14 protein-coding genes and 2 rRNA genes are annotated in these 17,299 nt (G+C 72.3%); 7 read left to right on the plus strand and 9 right to left on the minus strand.

The features are described from left to right. Window positions 1-143 precede the first annotated feature (143 nt). Both ACZ7N4_RS05985 and ACZ7N4_RS05990 read left to right on the plus strand, forming a co-directional pair. Window positions 144-713: a GNAT family N-acetyltransferase gene (locus ACZ7N4_RS05985; protein ID WP_471354222.1), complete on the plus strand. Its 570-nt coding sequence runs from the start codon at window positions 144-146 to the stop codon at window positions 711-713. Window positions 714-797: 84 nt separating this feature from the next. After that, complete coding sequence (locus tag ACZ7N4_RS05990) at window positions 798-1,973, plus strand: winged helix-turn-helix domain-containing protein (protein WP_471354224.1); 1,176 nt, start codon at window positions 798-800, stop codon at window positions 1,971-1,973. A gap of 3 nt (window positions 1,974-1,976) precedes the next feature. Here the strand turns inward: ACZ7N4_RS05990 and ACZ7N4_RS05995 are convergent, their stop codons facing one another. The 7 genes from ACZ7N4_RS05995 to mtnA all read right to left on the minus strand — a co-directional run bounded on the left by ACZ7N4_RS05995 (window position 1,977) and on the right by mtnA (window position 10,958). After that, the gene (locus ACZ7N4_RS05995; protein WP_468189266.1) at window positions 1,977-2,723 is read right to left on the minus strand and encodes a response regulator; all 747 of its coding nucleotides are present in this window, start codon (window positions 2,721-2,723) and stop codon (window positions 1,977-1,979) included. Between the two features lie 203 nt (window positions 2,724-2,926). After that, complete coding sequence (hpf, locus tag ACZ7N4_RS06000; RefSeq protein ID WP_471354286.1) at window positions 2,927-3,619, minus strand: ribosome hibernation-promoting factor, HPF/YfiA family; 693 nt, start codon at window positions 3,617-3,619, stop codon at window positions 2,927-2,929. Between the two features lie 313 nt (window positions 3,620-3,932). After that, window positions 3,933-4,808, minus strand: a complete 876-nt coding sequence (locus tag ACZ7N4_RS06005; RefSeq protein ID WP_471354226.1) for a ComF family protein — start codon at window positions 4,806-4,808, stop codon at window positions 3,933-3,935. A gap of 137 nt (window positions 4,809-4,945) precedes the next feature. After that, window positions 4,946-6,781, minus strand: coding sequence for an LpqB family beta-propeller domain-containing protein (locus ACZ7N4_RS06010; protein ID WP_471354228.1), 1,836 nt, complete (start codon window positions 6,779-6,781; stop codon window positions 4,946-4,948). After that, the gene (gene mtrB, locus ACZ7N4_RS06015) at window positions 6,771-8,906 is read right to left on the minus strand and encodes an MtrAB system histidine kinase MtrB (RefSeq protein WP_471354231.1); all 2,136 of its coding nucleotides are present in this window, start codon (window positions 8,904-8,906) and stop codon (window positions 6,771-6,773) included. Before mtrB ends, ACZ7N4_RS06010 begins: the two co-directional genes overlap by 11 nt. 1 nt (window position 8,907) lies before the next feature. After that, on the minus strand, window positions 8,908-9,597 hold the full coding sequence (gene mtrA / locus ACZ7N4_RS06020; protein WP_187279108.1) for a two-component system response regulator MtrA: 690 nt from the start codon (window positions 9,595-9,597) through the stop codon (window positions 8,908-8,910). Between the two features lie 221 nt (window positions 9,598-9,818). Continuing rightward, on the minus strand, window positions 9,819-10,958 hold the full coding sequence (mtnA, locus tag ACZ7N4_RS06025; RefSeq protein ID WP_471354233.1) for an S-methyl-5-thioribose-1-phosphate isomerase: 1,140 nt from the start codon (window positions 10,956-10,958) through the stop codon (window positions 9,819-9,821). Between the two features lie 140 nt (window positions 10,959-11,098). Here mtnA and ACZ7N4_RS06030 point away from each other — a divergent pair, with 140 nt between their 5' ends. From ACZ7N4_RS06030 to ACZ7N4_RS06050, 5 genes are read left to right on the plus strand one after another with little or no spacing between them, the layout of a single operon-like run. Beyond that, entirely contained in the window at window positions 11,099-12,541 is a 1,443-nt protein-coding gene (locus ACZ7N4_RS06030) for a glycerophosphoryl diester phosphodiesterase membrane domain-containing protein (RefSeq protein WP_471354235.1), read from the plus strand. Window positions 12,542-12,545: 4 nt separating this feature from the next. Beyond that, window positions 12,546-13,322 carry a DUF4129 domain-containing protein gene (locus ACZ7N4_RS06035; RefSeq protein ID WP_471354237.1) on the plus strand — a complete coding sequence of 259 codons (777 nt, stop codon included), beginning with the start codon at window positions 12,546-12,548 and terminating at the stop codon, window positions 13,320-13,322. Continuing rightward, on the plus strand, window positions 13,319-14,515 hold the full coding sequence (locus tag ACZ7N4_RS06040; RefSeq protein ID WP_471354240.1) for a DUF4350 domain-containing protein: 1,197 nt from the start codon (window positions 13,319-13,321) through the stop codon (window positions 14,513-14,515). The genes ACZ7N4_RS06035 and ACZ7N4_RS06040 overlap by 4 nt, the downstream gene beginning before the upstream one ends. After that, window positions 14,515-15,504, plus strand: a complete 990-nt coding sequence (locus tag ACZ7N4_RS06045; protein ID WP_471354288.1) for an AAA family ATPase — start codon at window positions 14,515-14,517, stop codon at window positions 15,502-15,504. The genes ACZ7N4_RS06040 and ACZ7N4_RS06045 overlap by 1 nt, the downstream gene beginning before the upstream one ends. Then, window positions 15,504-16,814: a DUF58 domain-containing protein gene (locus tag ACZ7N4_RS06050; RefSeq protein ID WP_471354241.1), complete on the plus strand. Its 1,311-nt coding sequence runs from the start codon at window positions 15,504-15,506 to the stop codon at window positions 16,812-16,814. The genes ACZ7N4_RS06045 and ACZ7N4_RS06050 overlap by 1 nt, the downstream gene beginning before the upstream one ends. 128 nt (window positions 16,815-16,942) lie before the next feature. Here the strand turns inward: ACZ7N4_RS06050 and rrf are convergent. Together rrf and ACZ7N4_RS06060 are read right to left on the minus strand one after the other, a co-directional pair. Further along, window positions 16,943-17,059, minus strand: a 5S ribosomal RNA gene (gene rrf / locus ACZ7N4_RS06055). Between the two features lie 83 nt (window positions 17,060-17,142). Then, a 23S ribosomal RNA gene (locus ACZ7N4_RS06060) occupies window positions 17,143-17,299 on the minus strand; the annotation flags it as partial.

The following is a 17,299-nucleotide window of genomic DNA, read 5'->3' on the forward strand; positions in this document are numbered from 1 at the left end:
CCGACGGCTGCGTCACCCAGGACAACGGACGGCGCATCCGGATAGTGCCGCATCGAAGCACGGAATTACGCGAAATGTGATCACGCGCTCACGCATAGCGAAAATCCATGGCCCCGGACGGGCGTCGCGAGCAGAATCGGCCGATGGAACCCGTCACGCTCACCACGGACCGTCTCCTGCTGCGCCCGGTCGGCCCCGCCGACGCCGACGCGGTGTACGCGGCGGTGCAGGATCCCGACATCCAGCGCTGGACGACGGTCCCCTCCCCCTATCTGCCGGAACACGCGATCGGCTTCACGGAGCAGATCGTCCCCGACGGCTGGTCGCAGGGGTCGATGTTCACCTTCGGCCTCTTCCTCGGCGGCGGGGAGCTGGCCGGCATGCTCGCGCTCACCATGCGCTCGCTGGGCACGGCCGAGATCGGCTTCTGGGCGGCCAAGGAGCACCGGGGCCACGGGTATGTGGCGGAGGCCGCCGTCACCGCCTGCCGGTGGGTCTTCACCGAGGTCGGTGTCGACCGTGTCGAGTGGCGGGCCGAGGTCGGAAACCACGCCTCCCGCGCGGTGGCCCGGCGCGCGGGCTTCACCGTCGAGGGCACCCTGCGCTCGGGCGTCAACAACAAGGGGGTGCGCCGGGACTGCTGGGTCGGCTCCCTGCTCCCCTCGGACCTCGGCCTGCCCTCCACGGCCCCCTATCTGCCCGCGCGTTCGTGAGCCCCCGCCCGTGGCACCCGGGACGGTCCCGGTGAACGCGCAGGTCGTCGCGGGCTGTCAGTGGCACCCTCTATCGTCCGGCACATGACGACCCAGCCGCGCCCCATCACCTCGCTCACCGCGGACGAAGCCCGCCGGATCGCTCTGAAGGCCCAGGGCCTGCTCGGCGCACCCGACCGGCGCGCGGGCGTCCGCGGGGTGCTGCGCCACCTCGGCGCGGTGCAGCTCGACACCATCTCGGTCCTCGCCCGCTCCCACGAGCTGGTGCCCTACGCCCGGCTGGGCGCGGTCGGCCGCCAGACCGTGGAGGCCGCGTACTGGACGGACACCCACGCCTTCGAGTACTGGTCGCACGCGGCCTGCATCCTGCCCATCGAGGAGTGGCCGCACTTCGCGTTCCGCCGCCGCGCCTACCGCGACCGCCCGCACTGGCACCACGAACTCCCCGACGGCGCCTACGACCAGGTCATCAAGCAGCTCCGCTCCGAAGGCCCGCTGACCGCCACGGAACTGGGCGGCGCGAAGAAGACGAACGAATGGTGGGACTGGTCGGGCACGAAGGTCGCCGTGGAGCGCGCACTGATGTACGGCGAGGTGGTGTGCGTCGAGCGGCGCGGCTGGAAGCGGGTGTACGACCTCGCCGAGCGCGCGGTCCCGGACGCGTTGCTGCACGACGAGCTGGACGACACCGAGTGCCTGCGCCGTCTGGTCCGGCTGGCGGGCGAGTCGCTCGGAGTGGGCACGCGGGCGGACATCGCCGACTACCACCGTCTCAAGGCCGAGCAGGTCGACGCGGTGATCGCGGACTCGGGTCTGGTGCCGGTCGAGGTCGAGGGCTGGGGCAGGCCGGCCTGGGCGGACCCGGCGGCCCTGGTGACGCCGCCGCGGGGCCGGCACCGCACCACGCTGCTGTCGCCGTTCGACTCGCTGATCTGGGAGCGTGCGCGCACGGAGCGGATCTTCGGCTTCACCCACCGGCTGGAGGCGTACGTCCCGAAGCCCAAGCGGGTCCACGGTTACTTCGCGATGCCGGTGCTCGCGGGCGGCCGGCTGGTCGGGCGGGTCGACCCGGCCCGGGAGGGCCGCACGCTGGTGGCCAGGCAGGTCACCCTGGACGGTCCGAAGGCGGTCCCGGCGGTCGCCCAGGCCCTGGTCGAGGCGGCGGCATGGGTGAACTGCACGAACGTCCGCGTGGAGCGCGTGGACGCCCCCGAGCTGCGCGAGCCCCTCGGCCGTGAGCTCGCCGGGCTGCTCGGATAGCCGCTAGCGGATCTCCAGGATCTTCTCGCGCATCGCGTAGACCACGGCTTCCATGCGGGAGTGCAGCTGCAGTTTCTCCAGGATGTTGCGCACGTGGTTCTTCACGGTGTTCTCGGAGATGAACAACTCCTTGGCGATGTCCCGGTTGTTCATCCCCGTGGCGACGAGCTTGAGGACCTCCAGCTCGCGGTCGGTCAGCCGGGGCGCGGGCACCAGCCGGCGCTCGTCGGTCCGCTGGATCATCGACTTGAACTCCGTGAGGAGCTTCGACGCCATGCTCGGGCTGATCTGCGACTGCCCGTCGGCGACCGCGCGGATCGCGGTCGCCACCTCGTCGGTCGAGATCTCCTTGAGGAGGTATCCGGTCGCGCCCGCCTTGATGGCGTCGTAGAGGTCGGCCTCCTCGTCGCTGATCGTCAACATGATGATCTTGGCGCTGGGGGCGACCTCCTTGATGGAGGTGCAGGCCTCGATCCCGCCGCGTTTGGGCATGCGGACGTCCATCAGCACGATGTCGGGCAGCAGATCGGCGGCCTTGTCGACCGCCTCGGCCCCGTCACCCGCCTCGCCGACGACCTGGATGTCCTCCTCGGCCGCGAGGACGATCTCCAGGCCGCGCCGGAAGAGGGCGTGGTCGTCCACGACCAGGACCCTGATCGGCTCGTCGCGCGACGAGCCCGTGTCCGGGCCCCTGCCGATGACATCGTCGTCGGCGTCCCCGTCCCGCATCGGTCCGAAGGTGTCCGCCATCGTTCCTCCCCCTGAAGGCTGTGGCCTGTGGTCCTGTGCCATCGCCAACCCAAGGCAGCGGCCCACCGGTTGGGCCGGTGCGGCCATGATTTCATGCTCGGACGACACTGAGGTGACGTGCGGGGCGCGAAGTGGTCGCACACCGGTGCCCCTGGGGGCGCACGCGCGCTCCAGGGGCACCGGCTCAGCTTCAGCCGGGCGGGTCAGCCGCCCAGCGTGCCACCCGCCGCGGGGGGTTGCGCCTCGGCGACCATCGGGTCCGTGCTGAGGTGGATCACGCCGTAGTCGTAGGCGTGTCGCCGGTAGACGACGCTCGGTTCCTTCGTCTCGGAGTCGACGAAGAGGTAGAAGTCGTGGCCGACCAGTTCCATCTCGTAGAGGGCCTGGTCGAGAGTCATCGGGGAGGCGACGTGGGTCTTCTCGCGGACGACGAGGGGGCCTTCGCCCTTGACCTCCAGCGAGCCGATCTTCTTGGTCGGCACACCGTCCGTCTCCTCCTCGTGGACGGGGAGGCCATTGCCGTTCAGCGTCGCCGCGTCCGGGACGTGGTCGGGGACCTCTGCCGCCGAGATCCGGCGCGCGCCTCGGCGCGAGAACCGCTTGTCGTGCTGCTTGCGCAGCCTGGCGTCCAGTTTCTCCGCCGCCAGGTCGAGTGCCGCGTACGGGTCGCTGGCCGCCGCCTCCGCCCGGATCACCGGACCGCGGGAGCGGAGCGTGATCTCCACTCGGTCACAGCGGTCGGCCTGACGGGGGTTCGGCTCCTTGGACACCTCGACGTCGAGGCTGATCACCTTGGCATCGAGCCTCTGGATCTTCTCCAGCTTCAGCTTCTCGGCCACGTGCTTGCGGAACCGCTCGGGCACCTCGGTCTTGCGGCCTTTGACGACGATGTCCACGCAGAACTCCGTTCCCGGATCGCTCCGCTGCATCGGCGGAGCATCTCCCTTTTGCACCAGGTCCGGTGATCACCGGACCTCGGACTCGGTGACTTCCACCTCCTCCTCCCCCATGGGCGAGAGCTCCACCCCACCAGCGCGGGTGATTGCAGAAAAACCCGCGGCACGGCATTCGGATAAGCGAGGTGTGGCCTGCGCCTTTCCTCACACCCGAACATATCTCGCCCGGACGGATGTCGTCACCCTCTACTGCGGCGTACCTCCGTTCAGGTGAATTAGTCCTTTCACCACCTGCAACGATGCAGGTGAGCGGTCAGTTCCTGTTTATTTCGAAAGAATCGCGCGGAGCGGCGATCACTGCGGCACGGAGCAACCCGCCGAGGACGTTCGGGGCCGTCTTTTCCGGTGCATCGTGCACCCACTCCCTCCGCTCCCGCCGTTCACCGATCCGTCGTTCCTCCCTACCTTCCCGAGTTATGGCCTCATACACGGCCGATCCTTCCTCCCGACGCGATACCGCCGCTTCCCGCAGCGCCCGCGCGGCCTCCGCGAGAGAGGCACCCGTCGTCATCAGGTCGTCGACGAGCACGACACGGTCCGAGCCGAGCAGCCGGCCACCGCCCGGGCTCACCTCCAGCGCCCCGGCGAGGTTCTCCAGGCGCCGCCGCGCGTCCAGCCCGGCCTGGTCCGCCACGGCCCGCCGCTGGCGCAGTACGGCCGCCACCCGGGCCGGCGTCCCGGTGCGCCGCAGCTCCACGGCCGCCGCGAGCGCCATCCGCCGCACCGGATCGTGCCCACGCGCCCGAACGGCCCACCGGCTGGACGGCACCGGAACCAGCAGCACGGGCCCCCGCCCCGGCGCCGCGGCCGGCCAGGCGCCGGCGGAACCTGCTCCGCCGTCACCGAGGCCCACCCGAACGGCCCCCGCCAGAGCCGCACCCAGCACTCCGGCGAGGAGCAGCGCGCCCCGCTCCTTGTGCGCGAGCAGCAGAGCCCGCACCTCCGCCGCGTACGGAGCCACCGCGTTGACCACCGGCAGCCCGGCCGGCTCCGGCATCGGCCGCACCCGCCGCACACCCGTGTCCAGCGTGGCCCGGCACCGTGGACAGAGCGCCGTACGAGGCGCGCCGCAGCCCGCGCAGTCGGCCGGCAGCACCAGGTCGGTCAGGTCCTGCCACCACCCCCGCATGACCACCACTGTGCCAACGCGGGGGCCGGGCGGCCACCCCTGTGGACAACACCCTGTGGACAACCCGGCGCGCCGCGCGTCACGGGTACGGCGAAGGCCCGCCCGGCCCGTCGGCCCCGGCCCGCGACCCAGACCCGTCAGCCCGGATAGACCGGCGCCGTCCCGTCCTTGTCGACCTTCTGCCACTGCGCCCCGGACGGCAGCCGTACGATCCCGTCCTCCGAGAAGGCCACCAGCGGCACCCGCTCGTCCTCGGCCGCGGCGATCGCCTTCACGCTGGTCAGCGCACCCGGAGCCGGGCCGTCGAGCGTGGATCCGTCGACCTGGACGTACCGCATCTGCTGCACGCCGCCCTGCTCCTGGCCGACGACGAGCAGCCTGCTGTCCCCGGCCCAGGAGATGGCAGTGACCTGTTCCAGGTCCGGTGCCGCCGACCGCAGGCCGTCCACCGAGATGCCCTGGCCGGTCCCGTCGTCGCGCTGGATCCGGCCGATGTACAGGGACTGCCTGCCGTCCTTCGCCGACACGACCAGCGCGATGCGCGCCCCGTCCGCGGCCACCCGGGCGTCCGTGATCCGGCCGGACAGGTCCGGGACGGCGACCTGCTCCGGTTTCTCGACGCCCTGGTCCAGGACGAACAGCCGCGGCCGGTGCGGGTCGCGGTCGGCCACCCACAGATCACCTCGGGCGTCCCAGCTCGGCGTGGTCAGCCGCTGCTCGGGGGCCGGACCGACGCTGGTGACCTGTGGCTCACCGAGCGAACCGCCCGACGCCAGCGACGTCACGTACAGCGACCTGCCCTCGTCGCCGATCCCGGCCGCGGTGTCCTCGTCCCGCGACACCGCCACCGACTGCAGTCCCCTGCCTCCCTCACCCAGCGGCCCCGGCACCGGAACGGACCCGGTGCCGGTGCTCCCGGTCGGCATCCGCACCACCCGGCGCTTGCCGTCGAGGAAGTACAGGTACTCCGGGTGCTTGTACGACCCGTGCCAGGCCGCGGACTCCGCGCGCTCCTCGGTCAGTTCGCACAGCCGGTCGTCGCCGGTCCCGCGCAGTTCGACGGACTCCAGCGTCGGCGCCAGGTTCCGCAGCGTGAACAGCACCTGCGTCGCCATCTCGGTGCACTTGCCCGCGGCGACCCGGGACGCCTTCAGGTTCAGCGGCACCGTCAGCTTGTTCTGGTCGTCCGGCGCCAGATCGGACACGCCCTTCCGCAGCGCCGTACCGGTCGGGAAGCTGGACCTGACCACCGGACCGAGCCAGTCGGTGGGCCCGTGCAGCAGCGAGCGGACCATCTGGGTCATCGGGTCGACCTTGCTGCGCACGAACACCGGATCGGCGACCGCCACCGGCTGTCCGCCCGCCCCGGCCTCCGCGTTGGAGGCGAAGTAGTACTTGTCGACGGACGTGTAGTTCCGCTGGAAGTCCGACTTGCCCATGACGACACCGTCGGGCAGCCCGTCGATGCGCCACTGCCCGCTCTTGGCGTCCTTCGTCAGATGCAGCTTCTTGCGGTAGGAGCCGTCGGCGGGCTGGTAGGCCTGCTGGGCGTCGACCGTGGCGACCCGGGTGCCGGCCAGCAGGCACGTGACGCTGTTGGTCTCCTCCCGGCCGCCCGGGCGGCAGTCGGTCTCGATGGTCGGCCCGTTCGCGAGGACGGTGGTCGACTGCTCCGGCCGCCACCTGCCCGCCGCGTCGGCCGTCAGGTACTTGCGCGCCGTGTCGTACCCGGGGTCGTCGCTGGTCAGAGCCTCCAGGAAGCCCTGCATGATCTCGCCCGGACCGGCTCCGTCGGCCGGCGGCATGGCGAACACCCGGACCCCGGTGTCCTGCCGCGGCGTGGACTCCACGTCCCGCAGGTCCCCGCTGTCGGGCATCGAGGCGCAACCGGCCAGCAGTACGACACCCAAGGCGGCGTACGCCGCCGCGCGCCCCGACCGCCGCCGTGCGCCCCCCTTGCGGTCAGCGGCCACGAAATGCCTCCCCTGGCTCGTTCGAGTCCTGCGGCGCTACCGGGTCCTCCGGCGCGTGCGCGCCCGGCCGGCCCGAGTCCGTCCCGGGCGTCTCGGGTGACGCCGATGCCGCGGGCGAGGCGGGAGCGGCGGGCCCCTCGCCCGGGCGCCGGGCGCCACCGGTGGGCCGGGGCACCACGCGCGCGCCGTTGCCGGGCAGGGCGGTCGGGTCGGCGGCCGGTGACGCGGCCAACCGCGGCGCGATCGGGGTCCGTGGCGGCAGCCCCGGTGCCTGGGCTCCTGCCTGCTGCACCGGAACGGTCGCCCGCTTCTCCCCGCCGTCGCGGGGGGCGCCGGTGTCGTCGAGGCCGCGGTTGCGGCGCGAGTCCTTGGGCTCCAGCGGTATCGGCGAGCCCCGCAGCGGCTCGTCCGCGGTCCTGGGCAGCGTCAGCCGGAACTGGGAACCGCCGCCCGGCTCACCCCAGGCCTGCAACCAGCCCCCGTGCAGCCGCGCGTCCTCCAGGGCGATCGACAGCCCGAGGCCGGTACCGCCGGTGGTACGCGCGCGTGCCGGGTCCGCCCGCCAGAAGCGGCTGAAGACCCGGGTCGCCTCGCCGGGCTTCAGCCCGACGCCGTAGTCCCGCACCGCGATGGCCACGGCCCCGCCCGCCGCGGCCAGCTTGACCACGACGTCCTTGCCCTCGCCGTGCTCGACGGCGTTGACCACGAGGTTGCGCAGGACGCGCTCCACGCGCCGGGCGTCCGCCTCGGCGACGACGGGCTGCTGGTCGCCGACCACCCGTACGTGCGTGCCCTTGCGGTCGGCGAGCGGCGCGGCACCGCTCACCACCCGCCGGACGACCTCCCTGAGGTCGATGGGCTCGGCCTCCAGCGCCGCCGCGCCGGCGTCGAAACGGCTGATCTCCAGCAGGTCCGCGAGCAGCGACTCGAACCGGTCCAGCTGGTCGGCGAGCAACTCGGCCGACCGCGCGGTCACCGGGTCGAAGTCCTCCCGCGCCTCATGGATGACGTCGGCGGCCATCCGGACGGTCGTCAGCGGGGTGCGCAGCTCGTGCGAGACGTCGGAGACGAACCGCCGCTGCATCCGCGACAGGTCCTCCAGCTGCTGGATCTTGACCTGCAGGTTCTGCGCCATCTTGTTGAAGGCCTCGCCCAGGCGCGCGATGTCGTCCTCGCCGGTGACCTTCATCCGCTCCTGGAGCCGCCCCGCGGACAGCCGCTCCGCGATCCCGGCCGCCATCCGCACCGGCGTGACGACCTGCCGCACCACCAGCCAGGCGATGGCTCCGAGCAGGACGACGACGAACAGCCCGGCCGTGGCGAGGGTGCCCTTGACCAGGCTGAGCGACTTCTCCTCCTGTGTGAGCGGGAAGAGGTAGTACAACTCGTACGGGCGGCCGTTGGGGTCGTTGACCTGCTTGCCGATGGCGAGCCCCGGCTGCGACTCCTTGCCGCCGTAGTAGATGATCCGCGTGTTGCTCTGGACGGCCGTCGTACCGCTGTTCACCCGCTCGCGCAGGGCCGCGGGCACGCTGGAGGTCGGGTTGACGTTCCCGGAGCCGCGGGGGCTGCGGCCGCCGCCGCTGTCGTCGCCCACGGGCAGTGTCACCACGTCGAAGGCGCCCGCACCACCGCTGGACAGCGACTCCACGAGGTCGCTCATCCACGGGATGACGTTCTGCGCCTGCCGCCCGTCCGCGGTCGACGCGCCGTCACCGGTGCCCGCACCGGTACCGCTCGCCGCCTCGTCGGCCTTCTGCTTGGCCACCGCGAACCCGCCCGTGGCCTGGCTCTGCGACGCCTTCACCTTCGCGTCCAGCAGGCCGTTGCGCACCTGCCCGATCACGACGAAGCCGAGCAGCAGGACGACACCCAACGACATCAACAGGGTGGTCGCCACGACCCTCAGCTGGATGTTGCGCCGCCACAGCCGCATCACCGGCAGCAGCGGACGGCGCACCCAGCGCAGGAACAGGCGCAGCACCGGGCTGCCCTGGACCCCGCCCTCCAGCAGGCCGCCGTCGAACAGGCCCCGCAGACGCGCACCCGCCGCCGGCCGGCCGACAGGCCGCCCCGGACGGGCCCCGGAACCGCCGGGGGCCGAAGCGGCACTGTCCCCGGACATGTCAGCTCGGCCCGGCCTTGTAACCGACACCACGGACGGTCACCACGATCTCCGGCCGCTCCGGGTCCTTCTCGACCTTGGAGCGCAGCCGCTGGACGTGCACGTTGACCAGCCGCGTGTCGGCCGCGTGCCGGTAGCCCCACACCTGCTCCAGGAGCACCTCACGGGTGAACACCTGCCACGGCTTGCGCGCGAGCGCGACCAGCAGGTCGAACTCCAGCGGCGTCAGCGCGATCGACTGCCCGTCCCGCTTCACCGAGTGCCCGGCGACATCGATGACCAGGTCACCGATGGTCAGCTGCTCCGGCGCCGGCTCCTCCGACCTCCGCAGCCGCGCCCGGATCCGGGCCACCAGCTCCTTCGGCTTGAACGGCTTGACGATGTAGTCGTCGGCGCCCGACTCCAGGCCCACGACCACGTCGACGGTGTCGCTCTTGGCCGTGAGCATCACGATCGGCACACCGGACTCCGCCCGGATCAGCCGGCACACCTCGATGCCGTCCCGCCCGGGCAGCATCAGGTCGAGCAGCACCAGATCGGGCTTGCTCTCACGGAAAGCGGCCAGCGCCTTGTCGCCGTCGGCTACGAAAGACGGCTCAAAACCTTCACCACGCAGCACAATGCCGAGCATCTCGGCCAGTGCGGTGTCGTCGTCGACGACAAGGACTCGTCCCTTCATAAACGACATCATCCCATTCTCATAACAGCGACAGGCGCCCTGGTGAGGCAGGTCACTGGCCGGTGACGATAGTCGTACGGAGCCGTCACTGTCTGCCCCCGTCCGCCGATCACCGGACTTCTCAGGCCCCGGCGGGGAGGGTGGCGGAACGTGGCCGGCAGGCCCGACAGCCGTGCCCCGCCCGTCCACCCTCCCCGCCTCGCTGTCTCAGAGTGGGATCAGGACCTCGTGGGTCAGGTCGTCGTCACCCGGCGCGACGTGCGGCACAGTTCCGCGAGGGACTCCGCCGTCACGGGTGAGGCCACTCCCTCCTCGGTGACGATCGCCGTCACCAGCTCGGGCGGCGTCACATCGAACGCCGGGTTGTACGCCTGCGTCCCCAGCGGGGCCACCGGAACCCCGCCGCCCGGCCCCGCCACCTGCGGCGCCATCACCTCGGTCACCTCGAAGCCGGGACGCTGCTCGACCTCGATGGACGCCCCGTCCGGCGTGTCCAGGTCCACCGTCGTCACCGGCGCCACCACGATGAACGGCACATGGTGGTACCGGGCGAGCACGGCGAGCGGATAACTCCCGACCTTGTTCGCCACCGAACCGTCGGCCGCGATCCGGTCCGCCCCGATCAGCACCGCGTCCACCTCACCCGCCGCGAACAGGGAACCCGCCGCGTTGTCGGTGAGCAGGCTGAACGCCATTCCGTTGCGGGCCGCCTCGTACGCCGTGAGACGGGCGCCCTGCAGGAGCGGCCGCGTCTCGTCCACCCACAGCCGCCGCAGCCGGCCCGCCCGGTGCGCCGCGAGGGCCACGGCGAAGGCCGTGCCCTCCCCGCCCGACACCAGCGCACCGGTGTTGCAGTGCGTCAGGATCCGGTGCCCGCCGCCGGGCAGCAGCTCGTCCAGCAGCGCCAGACCGTGCGCCGCCATCCGGGCACTGGCCTCGGCATCCTCCTGGTGCAGCGCCCGCGCCGCGGACAGTGCCGCCACGGCGCCGGCCGAGGGGTCACCGGTCCTGGCCAACGCCGCCTGGTGGGCGGCCGCGGCCCGGCGCACCCCCACCGACAGGTTCACCGCGGTGGGCCTGGCCTCCTCCAGCACCCGCGCCGCCTCGGCCACGTCGAAGCCGCGCGCGGCGGCGAGCGCGACGCCGTACGCCCCCGCGATCCCGAGCAGCGGCGCCCCGCGCACGGCCAGCGAACGGATCGCCTCCACCAGCGCCGCCGCGTCCGTGCACACCAGCTCGACCTCTTCGGCCGGGAGCCTCGTCTGATCAAGAAGGACCAGTACGGGACCTTCTGGTGGTTCCTCCCATCGGATCGCAGGTATGTCGGTCGGCCGGTTGTCCTCGCTGCTGGTTCGCGCCTGCTGATCAGCCATGCCGTCAGTCTGCCCCGGATACGCAGGACAATTGAAGGTGGCCGCCGCCCACCGCGGCCGGTCCCCGGGTCACCAGCCCATGGCACGATGGCTGCCAACCTGCCGCCGCGACCGCGGACGGGCACCGAGAAGGAGCTTCGATGACAGACACTCCGGGCTGGGCCTCGCCCGGATCCGACCCGTCGTCCGAGGGTCGGGAACCCGGTGCGTCCGGCCCCGCCGAACCCGCCGACCGCCCCGCCCCCACCGAGCCCGCGCCGCAGCCGGGCACGGACCCGCAGAACCCAGGCGGGAAGTGGTCCAAGGAGCAGCCGCCACCCGGCCAGTGGTCGGCGCCCACCGGTGCCCCCGGCCCCCACCAGGCTCCGCCGCCCCCACCGCCCGGCCCGGGCCGGGATGACCGGCACCCCGGCAGCCCCGGGTGGGGCGGCCAGCACCCCGGCGGACCAGGCCCCGGCGGCTACGGCGGCGGATACGGCGGCCCTCCCGGCGGCTACGGCGGACCTCCGCCCGGCCACGGCGGCTACGGCCACCCGGGCGGCCACCCCGGCTGGGGCGGCGGCTGGGGCGGCCCCCCGCCCGCGGCCAAGCCCGGTGTCATCCCGCTGCGTCCGCTCGGCGTCGGCGAAATCCTCGACGGCGCCGTGTCCACCATGCGCACCTACTGGCGGACGGTCCTCGGCGTCGCGCTGGCCGTCGCCGTGATCACGGACACCTGCCTCGTCCTCGTGCAGGGCCTCTTCCTCGACAATGCCCTCAGCACCGCGCAGCTCGACAGCCGGACCGCCACCCCCGACGACGTGTACCGAGCCCTGCGCGAGTCCATGCTCGGCAGCGGAATCGTCACCGTGATCTCCGCAGCCGCCGTCATCGTCGCCACCGCCCTGCTCACGACCATCACCAGCCGCGCCGTACTCGGCAAGCCGGTCAGCACCGGCGAGGCCTGGCGTGAGGCCCGCCCGCAGATCCCGAAGCTGGCCGGGCTGCTCATCCTGCTCGGCCTGATCACCGTCGGCGCGGTCCTCGTCGGCGCCCTGCCCGGCATCCTGGTCCTGCTGGCCGGCGGAAGCGACGCCGGCGGAGCCGCGCTGTTCGCGCTGGGCATCCTCGCAGGCGTCATCGTCGCGGTGTGGCTGGCCATCCGCTACTACCTGGCCGCTCCGGCCCTCATGCTGGAACGCCAGAGCATCACCCAGTCCATGAGCCGCTCCGCCAAGCTGGTGCGCGGCTCCTGGTGGCGGGTCCTCGGCATCCAGCTGCTCGCCTGGCTCATCGCCAACGTCATCTCGGCGATCATCACCATCCCGTTCGCCCTCATCGGAGCCGCCGTGAGCGGCGACAGCATGGGCAACTTCCTCGGCACCAGCGGCGAACCCGTCGGCTGGAGCTTCCTGATCATCCGAGGCATCGGCTCCCTGATCGGCACCACCCTGACCCTTCCGATCAGCGCCGGCGTCACCGTGCTCCTCTACATCGACCAGCGCATCCGCCGCGAGGCCCTCGACCTCGAACTCGCCCGCGCCGCCGGCGTCCAGGACTACGGCACCGGCACCGGCGCCGCCGGCCCCGTCCCCGGGAGCTGATGCGGTGGGCCTCACGGGGGAAGTGCTCGCGGCGGTGTCCCCATCGGACGCCGCCGCCACCGTCGTACGACGGCTACTGCACGCGTCGGACCAGGCCTTCCTGGCGGCCGGCGGCTCCGGAGACGAGCCGCCGGTGACCATCCCGCGCGATCCCGCCCGGGAGGCGGCCCGGCGCGAGCTGTCCAAGCGGATGTACCACGAGAACGACCCCAGCCTGCTCCAGCGCGCCCTGAACGCGTTCTGGAACTGGGTCGACCGGCTGTTCAGCACGGCGGCCTCGGCGACCCCGGGCGGCACGGTCGGCCTGCTCGTCGTGATCCTTTTCGTCGTCGCCGTGCTCGCCGCCCTGTGGTGGCGCCTCGGCACCCCCCGCCGCCGCCCCTCCTCAGCCGCCGCCCTCTTCGACGAACGCCCCCGCAGCGCCGCCGAACACCGAGCCGCCGGCGAGGCACACGCGGCCCAGGGCCACTGGAACCAGGCCGTCCAGGAGCGCATGCGAGCCCTCGTCCGCTCCCTGGAGGAACGCGCCCTCCTCGACGTCCGCCCCGGCCGCACCGCCGACGAGGCAGCCGCCGAGGCCGGCCGCGTCCTGCCCGCGCACGCGGACCGACTCCGCGCCGCCGCCGGCGCGTTCGACGACGTCACATACGGCGGGCGCCGGGCCGACCAGCAGTCGTACCACCGGCTCGCCGAACTCGACCGGGACCTGGAACGCACCAAGCCGACTCTCGCCAGCACCGCCGGCACTGCCCACAGCACCCGCCAGGGGGCAGCCGAGTGACCGCCGAGGCCACGCCGGCCACCACCTCCCTCGCACCCACCGGCCGCCGGCTCTGGACCCGGGCACGCGGCATCGCGCTCGCCGTCGTACTCCTCCTGGCCGCGGCCGTCGCCATGGCCGCCGTACGCTCCACCGCCCGGCACGGCGAACTGGACCCGCGCTCCGCCGACCCCTCCGGCAGCCGCGCCGTCGCCCAGCTCCTCGCCGAACGCGGCGTCTCCACCCGCGTGGTCACCACACTCGGTGCGGCCCGCGCCGCCGTCGGCCCCGACACCACCCTCCTGGTCGCCGTACCCGACCTGCTGAACCACCGTCAGCAGACCGACCTGCACGCGGCAACGGCATCCTCCGGCGGACGCACCGTCCTCGTCGCGCCCGGCAGCTGGTCCGTCGAACGGCTCGCCCCCGGGGTCACCGCGGACCCCGCCACCAGCGGCACGGACACACTCGCCCCGGACTGCACCCTGCCCGAGGCCCGACGAGCGGGCACCGCCGACACCGGCGGCATCCGCTACACCACCACCCACCTCGACGCCGACTCCTGCTACCCCAGCGCACGCCTCGCCACCCTGCTGCGCATCCCCGCGTCCTCCGGAGGAGGGGACACCGTCGTCCTCGGCGCGCCCGACATCCTCCACAACGACCGCCTCGACGAGCAGGGCAACGCGTCGCTCGCCCTGCAGCTCCTCGGCTCCCGCCACCATCTGGTCTGGTACCTCCCCTCGCTGTCCGACTCCACCGCCACCGAGACCGGTGAGCGGAAGAGCTTCCTTGAGCTGCTCCCCTCGGGCTGGCTCTGGGCCACCCTCCAGCTCTTCGTCGCGGCGGTCCTCGCCGCGTTCTGGCGGGGACGCCGCTTCGGCCCCCTCGTGCCCGAGAAGCTCCCCGTCGCGATCCGCGCCTCGGAGACCGCCGAGGGCCGCGCCCGCCTCTACCGCAGGGCCAACGCCCGCGACCGCGCCGCCGCCGCTCTGCGCGCCGCCACCCGCACCCGCCTGGCCCCCCTCGTGGGCGTCCCCGCTGCCCAGGCACACACGCCCGAGGCCCTTCTCCCCGCCCTGTCCGCCCACCTCTCCGGCGACGGACAGACCCTGCACTCCCTCCTTTTCGGACCGCCGCCCGGCGACGACGCGGCCCTCATCGCACTCACCGACCAACTCGACGCCCTCGAAAGAGAGGTACGCCGTTCATGATGGACCCGACCACCGACAACGCCGGGCGGAGCGGAGACCCTGGCACCGCTCGGGCCTCCCTGGAAGCCCTGCGCGCCGAGATCGCCAAAGCCGTGGTCGGCCAGGACCCCGCCGTCACCGGCCTCGTCGTCGCCCTCCTCTGCCGCGGACACGTCCTACTAGAAGGAGTCCCCGGGGTCGCCAAAACGTTGCTCGTCCGCACCCTCGCATCCGCGCTCGAACTCGACACCAAGCGCGTCCAGTTCACCCCCGACCTGATGCCGAGCGACGTCACCGGCTCCCTGGTCTACGACACCCGCACCGCGCAGTTCTCCTTCCAGCCGGGCCCGGTCTTCACCAACCTGCTCCTGGCGGACGAGATCAACCGCACCCCGCCCAAGACACAGTCATCCCTCCTGGAAGCCATGGAGGAACGACAGGTCACGGTCGACGGCACCCCGCGCCCGCTCCCCGAACCCTTCCTCGTCGCAGCGACGCAGAACCCGGTCGAGTACGAGGGCACCTACCCGCTCCCCGAAGCCCAACTGGACCGCTTCCTGCTCAAACTGACGATCCCTCTGCCGTCCCGGCAGGACGAGATCGACGTCCTCACCCGGCACGCCTCGGGCTTCAACCCGCGCGACCTGCGCGCCGCCGGCGTTCGCCCGGTCGCCGGCCCCGCAGACCTCGAAGCGGCCCGCGCCGCGGTCGCCAAGACGACCGTGTCCCCCGAGATCACCGCCTACGTCGTCGACGTCTGCCGTGCCACCCGCGAGTCGCCCTCCCTGACCCTCGGCGTCTCCCCGCGCGGCGCCACCGCCCTGCTGGCCACCTCGCGCGCCTGGGCCTGGCTCACCGGCCGCGACTACGTCATCCCCGACGACGTGAAGGCGCTCGCCCTGCCCACGCTGCGCCACCGCGTCCAGCTGCGTCCCGAGGCCGAGATGGAAGGTGTGACCGCCGACTCGGTCATCAATGCGATCCTTGCCCACGTCCCGGTACCCCGCTGATGGCACTCACCGGACGCGCCGCTCTCCTCGCGGCCCTCGGCTCGATCCCCGTCGGCATCCTCGAACCGGGCTGGACGGGCGTCCTCGCGATCAACGGCCCCCTGGCGCTGGCCTGTGCCTGCGACTACGCACTGGCCGCCCCGGTACGCCGTCTCCTTCTGACCCGCTCCGGCGACACCTCGACCCGTCTCGGCGACACCGCCGACGTCACGCTCACGATCACCAACCCCTCCCGCCGCCCCCTGCGTGCCCAGGTGCGGCACGCGTGGCCCCCGAGCAGCTGGCAACCGGGCACCGAGATCGAATCCTCCCGGCACCGACTGTCCGTCCCCCCGGGCGAACGCCGACGCGTGACGACCCGCCTGCGCCCCACCCGCCGCGGCGACCGGCAGGCCGACCGCGTCACCATCCGTTCCCACGGCCCGCTCGGCCTGTTCTCCCGTCAGGGCTCCCACAAGGTGCCCTGGACGGTACGAGTTCTGCCCCCGTTCACCAGCCGAAAGCATCTTCCGTCGAAACTCGCCCGATTGCGTGAACTCGACGGTCGCACGAGCGTGCTGACCCGCGGCGAGGGAACGGAGTTCGACAGCCTGCGCGAGTACGTTCCCGGGGACGACACCCGCTCGATCGACTGGCGAGCCACGGCCCGGCAGTCCGCCGTCGCCGTCCGCACCTGGCGGCCGGAACGCGACCGGCACATCCTCCTGGTCCTGGACACCGGCCGTACCTCGGCCGGCCGTGTGGGCGACGCTCCACGCCTGGACGCCTCGATGGACGCGGCCCTGCTGCTGGCCACCCTCGCCTCCCGCGCCGGCGACCGCGTGGCGCTGCTCGCCTACGACCGCCGGGTACGCGCCCTGGTACAGGGCCGCTCAGCAGGCGATGTCCTGCCCTCCCTGGTCCAAGCGATGGCCTCGCTCGAACCGGAACTGGTCGAGACCGACGCCCGCGGCCTGACCGCCACCGCCCTCAGAACCGCCCCCCGGCGTTCCCTGATCGTGCTCCTCACCACCCTGGACGCCGCACCGGTCGAGCAAGGTCTGCTCCCGGTGCTCCCTCGGCTCACTCGACGCCACACCGTCCTGGTCGCCTCGGTAGCCGATCCGCACATTGCCCGCATGGCGCAGGCCAGGGGCAACGCCGACGCCGTGTACGAGGCGGCGGCCGCGGCACAGGCCGAGAGCGAGCGCCGCCGTACGGCGGCACAGCTCCGCCGCCACGGGGTGACGGTGGTGGACGCGGCTCCGGAGGATCTGGCGCCGGCACTCGCGGATGCCTATCTGGAGCTGAAAGCGGCGGGCCGCCTCTGAAGGGCGGTTCCCCACCGCCCATTCACGGAAAGCGCCCTGCTTTCGACCCTTCGACCCCTGCGACCGCAAGAAGCCCTAAACGCAGAAAACCCCCGCATCGACCCGATGCGGGGGTTTTCCCAAAATTTGTTCGGCGGCGTCCTACTCTCCCACAGGGTCCCCCCTGCAGTACCATCGGCGCTGTGAGGCTTAGCTTCCGGGTTCGGAATGTAACCGGGCGTTTCCCTCACGCTATGACCACCGAAACACTATGAAACAAACAACCGGAACGCCCCCAAGGGGCGACATGGTCGTGGTTTCAGAACCAACACAGTGAACGCGAGCGTCTGAGGACAAGCCCTCGGCCTATTAGTACCAGTCAACTCCACCCGTTACCAGGCTTCCATATCTGGCCTATCAACCCAGTCGTCTACTGGGAGCCTTACCCCATCAAGTGGGTGGGAGTCCTCATCTCGAAGCAGGCTTCCCGCTTAGATGCTTTCAGC

This window comes from Streptomyces sp. NPDC107654, assembly GCF_055639035.1.

Bases quoted from the DNA above. Each gene is read 5' to 3' on its own strand.
- ACZ7N4_RS05985 (WP_471354222.1), top strand. From the start codon at position 144: ATGGAACCCGTCACGCTCACCACGGACCGTCTCCTGCTGCGCCCGGTC.
- ACZ7N4_RS05990 (WP_471354224.1), top strand. From the start codon at position 798: ATGACGACCCAGCCGCGCCCCATCACCTCGCTCACCGCGGACGAAGCC.
- ACZ7N4_RS05995 (WP_468189266.1), bottom strand. From the start codon at position 2,723: ATGGCGGACACCTTCGGACCGATGCGGGACGGGGACGCCGACGACGAT.
- ACZ7N4_RS06005 (WP_471354226.1), bottom strand. From the start codon at position 4,808: ATGCGGGGGTGGTGGCAGGACCTGACCGACCTGGTGCTGCCGGCCGAC.
- mtrB (WP_471354231.1), bottom strand. From the start codon at position 8,906: ATGTCCGGGGACAGTGCCGCTTCGGCCCCCGGCGGTTCCGGGGCCCGT.
- mtrA (WP_187279108.1), bottom strand. From the start codon at position 9,597: ATGATGTCGTTTATGAAGGGACGAGTCCTTGTCGTCGACGACGACACC.
- mtnA (WP_471354233.1), bottom strand. From the start codon at position 10,958: ATGGCTGATCAGCAGGCGCGAACCAGCAGCGAGGACAACCGGCCGACC.
- ACZ7N4_RS06030 (WP_471354235.1), top strand. From the start codon at position 11,099: ATGACAGACACTCCGGGCTGGGCCTCGCCCGGATCCGACCCGTCGTCC.
- ACZ7N4_RS06045 (WP_471354288.1), top strand. From the start codon at position 14,515: ATGGACCCGACCACCGACAACGCCGGGCGGAGCGGAGACCCTGGCACC.
- ACZ7N4_RS06050 (WP_471354241.1), top strand. From the start codon at position 15,504: ATGGCACTCACCGGACGCGCCGCTCTCCTCGCGGCCCTCGGCTCGATC.